The sequence below is a fragment of the Dolichospermum circinale AWQC310F genome, from assembly GCF_000426925.1.
In the GTDB taxonomy this organism is placed as follows: Bacteria; Cyanobacteriota; Cyanobacteriia; order Cyanobacteriales; family Nostocaceae; genus Dolichospermum; species Dolichospermum circinale.
Map to the genome: position 1 here is coordinate 42,981 of NZ_KE384711.1, position 12,220 is coordinate 55,200.

Here is a 12,220-nt window from a genome sequence, read left to right on the forward strand (position 1 = left end):
AATGACACCCTGATTGGTGGTGGTGGTAATGACACTCTGATTGGTGGTTTGGGAGACGACATTTATGTTGTTGACAGCACAGGTGATGTAGTTACAGAAGCAGCTAATCAAGGTACGGATTTAGTCCAATCATCTGTCACTTACACTCTGAGTGCCAACGTAGAAAACCTCATCCTCACGGGAACAGCTAACATTAACGGTACAGGTAACAGCCTGGATAATACTATCACAGGTAACAGCGGTGATAACACCCTCAATGGTGGCACTGGTGCTGATACCTTGCTGGGTGATACAGGAAATGATACCCTGATTGGTGGTGCAGGTAACGACAGTTTGGTTGGTGGTATAGGAAATGATACCTATCTGTTCTCTATCACTACAACTAGCCTCGGTACTGACACCATTACAGAAGCAGTAGATGGTGGTCAAGATACTATTGATTTCACTGGTACAACCGCAGCAATTCGCCTAAATCTAGCCATCATCACTACTCAAACTCTGGTTGCTAATGGTTCAAAACTGACATTAACTGTCGCCAATGCCATTGAAAACGTGATTGCCGGTGCTGGAGCAGATAGAATTATCGGTAATGACCTAGATAACGGCTTGGTTGGGGGCGCTGGGAATGATGCTCTGACCGGTGGTGCTGGTAATGATACTCTAGTTGGTGGCGCTGGTAATGACATTCTGACTGGTGGTGCTGGTAATGATGTATTCAGCTTTGCAGGGAATGCTGCATTCACTGTAGCTAGTCAAGGTCTAGATATTATCCAAGACTTTGGTATCGGTAATGACCAAATCTCGTTGAGTAAGTCTGTATTCGCTTCTTTGACCAGTGTTATCCGTCAAGGATTCAGTGTAGCAAACGAGTTTGCTGTGGTTGAAGATGATGATTTGGCAGGTAGTAGTAACGGGCTGATTGTTTACAGCCAAAGCAGTGGTAGTCTTTTCTACAACCAAAATGGCACGGTGGCAGGCTTTGGTACTGGTGGTGAGTTTGCTATTCTTGCTACTGCTCCCACTCTGACTGCTAGTAATTTCTCTCTTGTTTAATGAGTAATTGGTTCACTTAATCAGTGATTTTTGAGGTGGGGGATGATTCCTAGGTAGGGCAACCACGGGGGGATTGCCCCTACTTCGCTATCATTTCCCACTTTTTTGTTTGAAGTTATAATTTTACCATTTTCCCCAAACATAAGGAAATTGGGGGAAAATAAATAAAAATCAATTGCGGTGATTATTGTTGTAGCGAACTCTTGTACCGGCCCAAAGTAACTTTTCCCGCAATGTTTGATAATAGGAATTATTCGCCCGTAAGACAATAAACTTAGCACGACAATCAGCCATACGGACATCCACACGGTGTCCCGGCCAAATAGAGGTAGATAACACACCATCCATCCATAGTTTGGTACTTAAATCATAATCTCCCAAAGGCCAAATACTAACCACAGAACCGGGAGGTAAGACAAGGGGACGACTGGAAAGACTCATAGGACAAATGGGAGTGATGGTAATTGTTTCCATACCATCATGGATAATTGGTCCACTAGCAGAAACAGTGTAACCAGTAGAACCTGTGGGAGTGGAGATAATTAAACCATCCCCCACATATTGATCAACTATCTCACCATCAATTTCCATTTCCAGAATTGAGGTAATCATTCTGTCAGCAGAAGCGGGTTTGACACAAAACTCATTTAGAGCTAAGTAACTCTCGGTAACTGGTTCTAAATTTGATCCAGTCCCCTCATATACCGCTGCTTGTAACATCATGCGTCGTTGGATAGCATAACGATCTTCTAACAGACGCTCCCAAACTACTTCTGGGTCTTGAAATTCATCTACTGACTCCGTTAAAAACCCCAAATGTCCGCCTACATTGACTCCAAGAATGGGAATACCAGCGGGAGCTAAATGCCTAGCACTGGTTAAAACAGTACCATCACCACCAAGTACCAAGGCCAAATCAATTGATTGATTAGCAGAAGCCAAAAAAACCGGATAGGGGTTATCTTTTGGACCACTAGGTCCCATCAATACTTGGCAATGACGATTTTCTAGTTGTTTAGCACAGAGTTCGGCCCAGCGTTTACTCTGGGGATCTCGTGCTTTATAAGCAATGATTACCTGCTTGAGTTGCACGCGCTATTACCACTTCAGGAGATTAAACTGCTCCATGTCAACGGTATCACGGTTACGATAAATAGTTAAAACAATCGCCAACCCTACCGCTGCTTCAGCAGCAGCCACGGTAATCACAAAAACTGTGAACACCTGGCCTTTAATTAAGGTTGAATCAAGGAAGTTGGAAAATGCCATTAAATTCAGATTAACGGCATTTAGCAATAACTCAATTGACATGAGTACCCGAACTGCGTTGCGACTGGTAATTAAACCATAAATACCAATGCAGAACAAAGCCGCTGCTAGTAATAAGAAGTATTGAAGTTGCATGATTGTCGGTTGTCAGTGGTCAATTATAAATTATTAGAACTGCTACCAGTGGATATGAGTTCTTTGGGGCGTTCTGGGAGGGTTAAAATTGTTTGTGGTAGGTCCGAGGTTGGTAATTGGTCGGGTAGATATTCTCGTCGTGCCAAAATAATCGCTCCTACCATGGCTATGAGCAAGAGGACGGAAGCTAATTCAAAAGGTAGCAAAAAGTCGCTAAAGAAATGCTCACCAATCACTACGATGGAATTTTGACTGACTTTCCCGTTGCTTGAGTTAGCCCAAGGTGTGGCTACTACCATTGTGCTTAAAAGAGCAAATAGTCCAAAACTGACTATAGCTGTAAATACTTTTCGTAATCCCGCACTAGGTAATGGTAAAAAGTCCTGTCTTTTGTTTACCAACATAATGGCAAACAGTATTAAAACGTTAATTGCACCAACATAAATTAATATTTGTGCTGATGCGACAAAGTCACCATTTAGCAATAGGTACATTCCCGCGATGCTGATGAATACACCTCCCAGCAAAAAAGCGGAATAAACGATGTTAGAGAATAGCACTACACCTAGTGCTGCTCCAATCATCATTACACCAAGAATGCCAAGTGCTACAGACTGTACTCCCTCTGCTAGATTCACTGTTTTTGTCCTTAGTTAGTTGTCAGTTGTCAGTTGTCAGTTGTTCGTTGTCAGTTGTCAGTTGTCAGTTGTCAGTTGTCAGTTGTCAGTTGTCAGTTGTCAGTTGTTCGTTGTCCGTTGTAAATTATCTTTCCTAATGACTAATGACTAATGACTAATGACTAATGACTAATTATTTTTCTGTTTCTACTAGGTCTTCTGGACGAGAACCAGCACGGGGAGCTTCCTCTGGTACTCCGTGGGGGTCCATGACACCTTTCGGTAGGTAAGCAAGTTCTCGTAATGGTGTCACCATTGGATCGTTTGTAACTTTATACGGTAAACGTCCCAAGGCTACGCTATCGTAGTTAAGTTCATGGCGATCGTAAGTGGCTAATTCATATTCTTCTGTCATGGATAAACAGTTGGTGGGACAGTATTCCACACAGTTACCGCAGAAGATACAAACTCCAAAATCAATACTGTAGTGTTTGAGCTTTTTCTTTTTGGCTACTTTGTCCATTTCCCAATCAACTACAGGGAGGTTGATAGGACATACACGCACACAGACTTCACAAGCAATACACTTGTCAAATTCATAGTGAATGCGACCGCGAAATCTTTCACCAGGAATCAATTTTTCGTAAGGATATTGTACGGTAACAGGTCGTCGTCTCATGTGGTCAAATGTGACGGATAATCCTTGACCAATGTAACGACCTGCTTGTACTGCTTCTTTGGCGTAATCACCAACTTGTTTGAGAAAATTGAGCATTGTGTCTCTCTCTGTTTCTTTGTCAGTTGTCAGTTGTCAGTTGTTAGTTGTCAGTTGTCAGTTGTTAGTTGTCAGTAGTCAATTATTAATGACATTGACCACTGACTGCTGCTGTTTACCCACCGAATGCGAAGGGAAAGGCTAGTTTGAAGGCTGCTGTTAAGAGCAGATTTACTAAGCCTACTGGTAAAAGGAATTTCCATCCTAAATCTAGCAATTGGTCAATCCTTACCCGTGGTACTGTCCAACGAATAAGAATGGCCAGAAATACTAGTAGGTAAGCTTTAATTACGGTCATGGCAATGCCTATAACCGCTGTAACTACTTGGATTATAGGATCGCTTTCACTGACTCCTAACCAACCGGTAATCATATCAAGGGGTATGGGACAATGCCAACCACCAAGGTACAAAATTGCCACGAGTAAGGCAGAAAGTACGAGATTAATGTAGGAACTCAGGTAAAAAAGCGCGAATTTCATCCCTGAATATTCCGTTTGATACCCTGCTACTAGTTCTTCTTCTGCTTCTGGTAAGTCAAAGGGTAAGCGTTCACATTCTGCTAGGGCGGCTATCCAAAAAATGATGAAACCTAATGGTTGTCGCCAAATATTCCAGCCGAAAACCCCAAAATTAGATTGTTGGTTCACGATGTCAACTGTACTGAGACTGTTGGACATCATGGCGATCGCTAGTACACTCAGTGCTAGAGGAATTTCATAACTGATGGACTGCGCTGCTGCCCGTAAACCTCCCAATAGGGCATATTTATTATTACTGGCATAACCTGCCATTAATAAACCAATGGGTTGAATACTGGATAATGCAATCCACAAAAATACCCCCATGCCCACATTAGTAATGATGATATTCTGTCCAAAGGGTACAATTAAATACGACAGAAATACTGGTAAAACGACAAGAACAGGTCCAAGGGTAAATAGCCAAGGATCTGCCTTAGCGGGGATGATATCTTCTTTAAATACCAACTTCAGACCATCTGCTACAGGAACTAGCAATCCAAAGGGTCCTTGATATTCTGGTCCTATGCGCTGCTGTGCCGCCGCTGAAATTTTCCGTTCTAGCCAGGTCGCAACTAGTACGCCTACTGTAGCCCCAATGAGCATCAATACCATTGGTAATGGCATCCATAGGGCTTTGGCCGCTCCTGGGGGTACGCCTAAGTCCTTAACAGATTGAATAAAAGTTCCTTGAAGGTCAATTCCTGGATTCATGTTTGCCGCTCTTGTAAGTCAACTTCCTGATGAACTATGAATAATGGAATCTCAGTTTCCCATTTTCATCTTTTGTCCTTCAGCTTTAGTAATTATCCCTGCTGAGATGATGCCTGATTGAGGTTCAATACCTTTACCAACTCATGAGTTTAGTATATCCTGGGATGGTTTTTACCATCAGACAGAACAGACAACTTTTCTCTATGGTTAAGATTGGTAATTGATAATTTATCAGTGGAGAAATGGGCAAAAGTTTACCCATTCAGCAGTGAGACAAAACTAAATAGGCCGTTTATCATCTGGTAACGGTGATCTAGTGTATCTAAATTGTCTGATTTCCTTCAATTAGCTACTGTTGTCAGCCGGATTTGTATTTGGATGATCAGCCCCAATAGAAGATGTGACATTTATCAATCTGTCCACTGGAGGGCATAAATTTAAAATCCAAAATCTAGAGTCGAGTTGTTTGTCAGTTAACGCTGGTCAATCGGAGTGTAAGCGACTTCATGACGACCATTGTAAACCTGGGTAGGACGGAAAATCCGGTTTTCTATCAGTTGTTCTTTCCAGTGTGCTAACCAACCTGCTACACGAGCGATCGCAAATACTGGTGTAAATAAGTCTGTAGGAATCCCCATTTTCCTATACACTAAACCGGAATAAAAGTCAACATTAGGATAAATCCCTCTGTCACCCAATTTTTCGGAAACTACCCTTTCCATTTCTACGGCAATTTCATAATATTCGTCATACCCGAATTTCTCAAACAACTGCTCTGCCAAGCTTTGTAAGATTGTAGCGCGGGGATCTTTGACTTTGTACACACGATGTCCAAAACCCATGATTTTGGCTTTGCGTCGGAGAAGATCATCCACATAAGGGACAACATTTTTTACAGAACCAATGTTTTCTAGCATCTGAATTACTTCTTCATTCGCTCCCCCATGCAATGGTCCGCCTAAAGTACCCACTGCACTAGCAACTACAGCATAGGGATCTGTCAAGGTAGAAGCTGTGACTCTAGCACTAAATGTAGAAGCATTCATTGTATGCTCAACATGAAGAATTAAGCAAACATCAAATATCTTGGCTGCTAAAGGATCAGGTTCTTTCTCGTTCAGCATATACAGGAAGTTAGCCGCATAGTCTAAGTTATCCCTGGGTTTAACGGGGTCGTTACCTTCCCGCATTAACTGGAAGGCTGCTACCATTGTGGGAATAGTCGCTATTAATCTGACAGCAGAATTGCGAATATAGACCGGATTATGTAAGTCACGGCGAGAATAGAATAAACCTAAAGCAGCAGCAGAAGCTTGAAGAGCATCCATAGGATGACCACTTTCAGGGAAGCATTTCATCATGTCCCTAATGCGGTATTTGATGCGTCTGTGGAAGAGAACTTCATGCTCAAATGCTTTTAGTTCTTCCTTGGTTGGTAATTCACCCCAGATTAAAAGATATGCAGTTTCTAGGAATGTACTTTTTTCCGCTAATTCCTCAATCCTAATACCACGATACTCTAAAATTCCTTTCTGCCCATCTACATGACTTATACTCGATTGGGCTGCGGGAATACCTTCTAAACCAGGCTTGTATTCGCATACCGTCATGGCAACACCATTTACTTTGTAAAATATCTGCTCACGTTAACTCACCAGAGACTATTTTCACTATAACAGTTGCCGATATTACAACTATTCTATGCGGCCCTATCGAACAACTCTTACAGCAGGTACTTGGGCTGTGTCAACCAGAACATTTGACTACGACCCAAGGGAGAACCATCATCTGGTAGTTTTATTCCTATCATACCTGCTTTTTTGAGGATAATGCTCTCTTTTGCTTCTCCCCAAAGGAGAATTTCTGCCCAATGACTTAAACTAGGCTCATGGCCTACTAATGCTAGTTTGGTTTTTTGGGAATAATTCCTGGGTTTGAGCCATTCTTGCCACCAATTTTGAATATTACCATCAAAGCTAAGATGATGAGATGCTTCTAACTGGGAACTCAGTCCAGCAGCAATGAGTATTTCTGCTGTTTGATAAGCGCGAACTAGGGGACTAGTGAGAATTAAATCAAAATTAAAACTGAGTTTGACTAATCTCTGGGCTATTTTCTCGGTTTTTTCCCTTCCTTCTGGGGTGAGTTGTCGTTTTTCGTCTTTTAGTCCTGGTTGATGTTCTTCGGCGATACCATGACGGATTAAGTATAATTCCATGTTTTTAATTGGGTGTTTTTATATGATTTTTTATTTTGCGAAAAAGCACAAATAAGAGGGTAAAATTAGTAATTTCATAAAATCTTTGGATACCGTGAAAGTCTATTTCTTGTATCTCTAGCTAATTGATCAAATGTTTTACAAATTACCTTGCGTGAGTCTACTACAACTCTATTTAAATACCATTTCAATCTAGTTTTTTCAACCTCGCTAAGAAATTCATCTCTACCTATAACAAGAATACCTTGATATTCTATATTCTCACTTCCAAAAATAGAACGAAATTGACCAGTATTCTTAAAATCATCAAGTTTCCAAAACCAATCAATGATTTGACTAAATCCATTTTCAAATCTAGACGACCACTCTGATGTAGTTTTTCCTTTTTTGTTTACAAAAATACTATCTTTTCTAGCATCTTCAAATTCAATGAAACAGTAAATATTATTTACAGAATCACCAACAACTAAATCGGCTCTAAAATCTCCAAATAATGTAAATTCATGTTTGATTTGGTTGCAAAAGTTATCAGGAGCGTACCATCCAATACAGGCAGATAAATGTTGTCTCTCTTTGAAAAAAGGAAGTATATCCTTCCGTTCATTTAATTCCTTATTATCACGCAGTAGATTTTCAAATTCCTCAAGTTCAATCAAACACTGTTTAATATCTATATCACAAAAATCTAGACCTCTCATACTTTAGCCTTTTCTAATAATCCATATAACATTTCAATCCGTTTGTAATTAACTATATCAATAATAGTTACTTTTTTAGATTGAACTTCAAAAATGATTCGATATATGCCTACCTTGGCAATAAAATCATTATCTGAACTTGAATTTAGTTTAGAAACTTCAATTTCTGAACAATCAGGAAAGTTTTCTAGACAACTAATAGCATAACTAATCTTTTCTTTCTCTTGAGTTGGTAAAACATCAAGTGCTATTTGTGCGTTATCATCTAAAACTGTTTCATTTTTGTTTACCTGTTGATTTTTAGATTCAGTAGAAGTATCGTAATACTCATCAGATAAGTGTTGAAGTTCATTGAAAAAATTAGTTCCTCCTTCTCCTTTTTCCACTGCGTGCTTGATCTTTGCCAATATTTCTTTTTCTTTTGGGTGATTATGTAACTCAGAAACTACTATTTCTTGAAATTTCTGATTTCTTTGTGCTGTGTTTTCCTGAATATTTTTTGTCATACTAGCCATAATTTGCCTGGAAACCTGTATAACTGCTATTTTTTCAGTTTCAGATATATTAGAAGTCCATTTTATCAATAACTTAACAACCAACGTTACAAGCTTATGTAAAACCTCCGAATCTAGCTTTTGAATGTATCCGTGAGCCAGTCGGTTGCGCTGTTCAAGACAAGCTTGAATAATATCAAATTCAGAAATTGATAACTCTCCCAAAGAGTACATTGATTTTATTAATTTTATGGCTGGTAAACGTTCAACAGGAATTGATACATCAACTGCTCTTTTTCTTAATGCTCCCTCAAAAACACTCCAAAGAAAAAGAAAAGCAGGTTCAATATTATTATTTTCAATCAGCTTGCTAACTTGACTAAAATAGTTAATTAGTTCTTCCCAGGATGGCAGTTCTTCACAAGTTCCTGGTAATGATTCTGCTTCCATATCTTCAAGTGTCACTAATAAAAAACGCCAGCCTGGATGTTTACTCACTTCTTCTGCAACAGATTGTAAACGCTCAACTGAAACTGGAGTAATGCTGGTTTTTACTTCAATTATTAAACCTATTAAACCGCATTCATTTTCATTCTTAGTAGCCAGAATATCGGGTTGATAATTATCCAAATCAAACGGTAATTGATCTGCTTTCGGGTTTTGTATAACAGTAAATCCTTGATCACGATACTTTTTGATCAAAGATTCAACTTTCTCATCATGTAAACTTTTAGTATTTTCCATCATAAGTATTCTGCCAATGGTTGAGATTCAATTACTTTGACATAAGCACACTTTTTACCAATAATGACACCTTCGCGCAATAATAAGTTATACCAAATTTATACCCGCTTATCAGACAGCAAAAGCCAATTCATTTGCATGGGTTCAGCACTGCTAAACCCTAAATTAATCAAGTCTTTTAATCCGGTTTTAAGACTAAATTGGATTATCTCTCGGATTTACCAATCTTAATAATTTCTGCTTGATTTGTGCGTCGAAAACTTCCCATTTCATTTTGGCATAGGCCGAATTTTCATTACCACCTGATAAAAAACCCATGGGAATTTCAAAGCCTCCCGCACCAGTTCTCCCCCCACCAAAAAATCTCCCCGCGCTATCTTGTCCAAAGGCTTCTTTGATAAATTCATCAGGATCTAGGGTCAGTTTTGTCGTCCGCAAAGAACCTATAATTACTTCTAGTTCGTCGTCTTCATCATGAACTATTCCATACACTACCGCAGTATGAACATTTTCTTCGGTAACTAAAAAATCTGCAGCTTGGGGAATTGCGTCCCGATCATCATACCGCAAGTAGCCAACACCAGCTATGGAAAAATTATTTTGAACAATCCGGTTTTTAAGCGATCGCTCAATCACATCCATTACACGCTTAGAACGATTTGCCTGTAAAATGGCATTTAGTAACTGAGCATCATAAAATCTGCTTAAATAACCAGCAGCCATAAAATCTTCTTCTTGGGCTTGCATTAACCTATTTGTATCTGATCTTAACCCGTGCATTAATGCTGTGGCGCATTTAATGTGCTGGTTAATACTATTATCTAAGGTTAATAATCCTGATTGTAAGTATTGAGTAAAAATTGTCGCTGTAGCCCGCACGTAGGGACGAACATCCATAAATTCGGATTTGAGATCCCCCTGCAAGCTATGATGATCTACTAGCACTATTAAGGGGATTCCCGCTTGTTGAATTGCTGGTAATAATTGAGATGTAGTTCCCTGGTTGTCAATTAACACGAAACCGTGATAACATGACAAGTCTTTATTTTTCAGGGTTTGCATTGTCCAGCGTTGAGCAGGTAAATTAGTTAACTTAACTAAAGCAATATTTTCTTGATGGCTTAATGTTCCTGCGTAAATAATATCACATTTGATATCATACTGTTGGGCAATTAATTGATATGACCAGGCACAAGAAAGAGCGTCAGGATCAGGAAAATCCTGTAAAACCACTAATTGACGTTCATGGCGGTGTCCTAGCAGGGTTTTTTGTAACTCTTCGGATTTCTGAGACGCTAAAGAACTGCCACGCTGGACTAAATAGATACCTCCATCACTATTAGCAGGTGATAAAGATGTCCGAGCTAAAGGTGGGGCTTCAATAATATCTTTCTCTGTTTCTACTTCCTCTGGATTTGGATCTTTAGCTAAAGATAAACTCTCGAATTGAGCAGCGGGATAATTCGCGTACATAAGGAACTGTATTTCTAAGCGTTGAGGGTGATTTTCTTTATCCATTTAGATATCATGCCAGAGATAATGCGCTACTAAAACTACATTAGAACCGGCTATTATCTAAAGTTCATTGTTGATACTGTTAATGACATTGTTTATTTCTGTGCTGAAAACCAATTAAGAAGTGCTTATAAATACCAAGAATCAAGCAAGTCTTGGCTTTTGGTATCTATTTCACTTCTTGATTTAGGAATCCGTCTCAGAGGGTGTTTGAAAGGTTTTTGAACTCTCCCTAACCCCCTCTATGAGAACAATAAAACTGTATTTTCTTGTTTCTTTTAGGAAACGGGGACTAAGGGAAGTAAAAATGTGATGAAAATTACGGGATACCACTTTTCAAACATCCTCTCAAGAAATATGTAAATTTTATGAAAATTTGGTGATTATCTTGAATATTGATTTGACTTGTGCTATTATCAATATTCTGTGTTCAAATTTGTTTTTCAGTTTTTGGGTAGCTTCTCTACTTGTAATTTTAACTTATCCGTTGAGAACAAAAGCTCTCTATATCCCTTTTTAAAGCATATAGCCCCAATTCTTGAAAAACAAGTAATTTCTGACGCTGCGGATATAAAAATATCAGCTTATGGTAATTTTACCCTAAGCTGGTTAGCACTAACCCAAAACTGGCAAAAATTCCACTTGTAGCCACTGTTTGAGAGTCAAACAATTATGTCCACAAGTGAATCTTGACCTGAGTTTTTGTAGTTGATTATATATAATGTCAAAGGCCTATTACGTATTTTTGCCACTCTTGGTGCAGTCCACTTTTCAGATGTTTTGTTACCTCAAAGTAAAGACTGCTATAAGGTTGGCGAGGTAAATGACGCAAAGGCATCCGTGCTTCTTGGGGTGTCCGACTGCCTTTTTTGACATTACAACACACACAAGCAGCAACGATGTTTTCCCAAGTGTCACCCCCCCCTCGTGATCTCGGTATCACATGATCAAGTGTCAACTTATCCCCTGTGTAACCACAGTATTGACAAGTATGTCCATCACGATGCAGGATATTCCGACGGGTCAAAGGCACTTCCATATAAGGAACACGGACATAGTGGCGCAACCGGATCACGGTTGGCTGCGGAAAGTCCGTGTAAAGGAACTTACCATTGTATTCTAAGCGTTCAGCTTTGCCTTTCATCAACAACACGGTGGCTCGTCGCCAACTGGTGATGTTGAGCGGTTCGTAAGAGGCATTCAGGACTAAAACCTTCCCCATGAATCTGCGCTCAAGGTATTAGTTTTACATATACTAACACAAATACACTTTCTTGGGGATAGGAAAAGAATTTATACTTTTATTCTCAACTCAGATCCCCGACTTCTTCAAGCAGTAGGGGATCTTGTGGTCACTATTTTCTCAAATTTAAAAAAATCGCAATAAAGAAGTATTTAAGGGTTGACATTTGATTTTAAATTTGTTATGATAAAGCTGATAAGGAAGAACTATCATAAAATAATACTG

Annotated in this window: 14 protein-coding genes; 3 read left to right on the top strand and 11 right to left on the bottom strand. The window is 39.4% G+C overall.

Going from position 1 to position 12,220, the window contains the following annotated elements; translation table 11 throughout:
- Positions 1 to 1,053: calcium-binding protein (locus ACIR310F_RS23100; RefSeq protein WP_196803245.1), on the top strand; the 1,053-nt coding region annotated here is incomplete at its 5' end.
- A 171-nt stretch (positions 1,054 to 1,224) separates the two neighbouring features.
- Here ACIR310F_RS23100 and ACIR310F_RS0118380 read toward each other — a convergent pair.
- The 3 genes from ACIR310F_RS0118380 to ACIR310F_RS0118390 are packed head-to-tail and all read right to left on the bottom strand — an operon-like array spanning position 1,225 to position 3,095.
- On the bottom strand, positions 1,225 to 2,145 hold the full coding sequence (locus ACIR310F_RS0118380; RefSeq protein WP_028085086.1) for an NAD(+) kinase: 921 nt from the start codon (positions 2,143 to 2,145) through the stop codon (positions 1,225 to 1,227).
- Positions 2,146 to 2,151: 6 nt separating this feature from the next.
- Positions 2,152 to 2,457, bottom strand: a complete 306-nt coding sequence (gene nuoK, locus ACIR310F_RS0118385) for an NADH-quinone oxidoreductase subunit NuoK (RefSeq protein ID WP_015080280.1) — start codon at positions 2,455 to 2,457, stop codon at positions 2,152 to 2,154.
- A 23-nt stretch (positions 2,458 to 2,480) separates the two neighbouring features.
- Positions 2,481 to 3,095, bottom strand: a complete 615-nt coding sequence (locus ACIR310F_RS0118390; RefSeq protein ID WP_028085087.1) for an NADH-quinone oxidoreductase subunit J — start codon at positions 3,093 to 3,095, stop codon at positions 2,481 to 2,483.
- A 5-nt stretch (positions 3,096 to 3,100) separates the two neighbouring features.
- Here ACIR310F_RS0118390 and ACIR310F_RS27415 point away from each other — a divergent pair, with 5 nt between their 5' ends.
- A complete protein-coding gene (locus ACIR310F_RS27415) occupies positions 3,101 to 3,232 on the top strand; it encodes a hypothetical protein (protein WP_269208386.1) in 132 nt (43 codons plus the stop codon).
- A 35-nt stretch (positions 3,233 to 3,267) separates the two neighbouring features.
- On the opposite strand, the gene ndhI is transcribed toward ACIR310F_RS27415, so the two are convergent.
- Positions 3,268 to 3,849 carry an NAD(P)H-quinone oxidoreductase subunit I gene (gene ndhI, locus ACIR310F_RS0118395; protein ID WP_028085088.1) on the bottom strand — a complete coding sequence of 194 codons (582 nt, stop codon included), beginning with the start codon at positions 3,847 to 3,849 and terminating at the stop codon, positions 3,268 to 3,270.
- Between the two features lies 1 nt (position 3,850).
- On the opposite strand from ndhI, the gene ACIR310F_RS25855 reads away from it, so the two are divergent.
- Entirely contained in the window at positions 3,851 to 3,994 is a 144-nt protein-coding gene (locus ACIR310F_RS25855; protein ID WP_155963910.1) for a hypothetical protein, read from the top strand.
- Here ACIR310F_RS25855 and nuoH read toward each other — a convergent pair.
- The 7 genes from nuoH to ACIR310F_RS0118435 form a co-directional block, all read right to left on the bottom strand.
- Complete coding sequence (gene nuoH, locus ACIR310F_RS0118400; RefSeq protein WP_028085089.1) at positions 3,965 to 5,083, bottom strand: NADH-quinone oxidoreductase subunit NuoH; 1,119 nt, start codon at positions 5,081 to 5,083, stop codon at positions 3,965 to 3,967. The two genes, ACIR310F_RS25855 and nuoH, sit on opposite strands and share 30 nt — an antisense overlap.
- A 473-nt stretch (positions 5,084 to 5,556) precedes the next feature.
- The gene (locus ACIR310F_RS0118405; protein WP_028085090.1) at positions 5,557 to 6,693 is read right to left on the bottom strand and encodes a citrate synthase; all 1,137 of its coding nucleotides are present in this window, start codon (positions 6,691 to 6,693) and stop codon (positions 5,557 to 5,559) included.
- Between the two features lie 113 nt (positions 6,694 to 6,806).
- On the bottom strand, positions 6,807 to 7,301 hold the full coding sequence (gene sixA, locus ACIR310F_RS0118410) for a phosphohistidine phosphatase SixA (RefSeq protein WP_028085091.1): 495 nt from the start codon (positions 7,299 to 7,301) through the stop codon (positions 6,807 to 6,809).
- A 74-nt stretch (positions 7,302 to 7,375) separates the two neighbouring features.
- Positions 7,376 to 7,999 (bottom strand): Shedu immune nuclease family protein, encoded by a 624-nt coding sequence (locus tag ACIR310F_RS23105; protein WP_035368437.1) that lies wholly within the window; start codon positions 7,997 to 7,999, stop codon positions 7,376 to 7,378.
- A complete protein-coding gene (locus tag ACIR310F_RS26375) occupies positions 7,996 to 9,240 on the bottom strand; it encodes a hypothetical protein (protein WP_196803246.1) in 1,245 nt (414 codons plus the stop codon). Before ACIR310F_RS26375 ends, ACIR310F_RS23105 begins: the two co-directional genes overlap by 4 nt.
- A 192-nt stretch (positions 9,241 to 9,432) precedes the next feature.
- A complete protein-coding gene (locus ACIR310F_RS0118430) occupies positions 9,433 to 10,710 on the bottom strand; it encodes a DHH family phosphoesterase (protein WP_028085092.1) in 1,278 nt (425 codons plus the stop codon).
- 766 nt (positions 10,711 to 11,476) lie between these two features.
- On the bottom strand, positions 11,477 to 11,974 hold the full coding sequence (locus tag ACIR310F_RS0118435; RefSeq protein ID WP_028085093.1) for an HNH endonuclease: 498 nt from the start codon (positions 11,972 to 11,974) through the stop codon (positions 11,477 to 11,479).
- Positions 11,975 to 12,220: the final 246 nt, after the last annotated feature.

Bases quoted from the DNA above. Each gene is read 5' to 3' on its own strand.
- ACIR310F_RS0118405 (WP_028085090.1), bottom strand. From the start codon at position 6,693: ATGACGGTATGCGAATACAAGCCTGGTTTAGAAGGTATTCCCGCAGCC.
- ACIR310F_RS26375 (WP_196803246.1), bottom strand. From the start codon at position 9,240: ATGATGGAAAATACTAAAAGTTTACATGATGAGAAAGTTGAATCTTTG.
- ACIR310F_RS0118435 (WP_028085093.1), bottom strand. From the start codon at position 11,974: ATGGGGAAGGTTTTAGTCCTGAATGCCTCTTACGAACCGCTCAACATC.
- sixA (WP_028085091.1), bottom strand. From the start codon at position 7,301: ATGGAATTATACTTAATCCGTCATGGTATCGCCGAAGAACATCAACCA.
- nuoK (WP_015080280.1), bottom strand. From the start codon at position 2,457: ATGCAACTTCAATACTTCTTATTACTAGCAGCGGCTTTGTTCTGCATT.
- ndhI (WP_028085088.1), bottom strand. From the start codon at position 3,849: ATGCTCAATTTTCTCAAACAAGTTGGTGATTACGCCAAAGAAGCAGTA.
- ACIR310F_RS0118430 (WP_028085092.1), bottom strand. From the start codon at position 10,710: ATGTACGCGAATTATCCCGCTGCTCAATTCGAGAGTTTATCTTTAGCT.
- nuoH (WP_028085089.1), bottom strand. From the start codon at position 5,083: ATGAATCCAGGAATTGACCTTCAAGGAACTTTTATTCAATCTGTTAAG.
- ACIR310F_RS23105 (WP_035368437.1), bottom strand. From the start codon at position 7,999: ATGAGAGGTCTAGATTTTTGTGATATAGATATTAAACAGTGTTTGATT.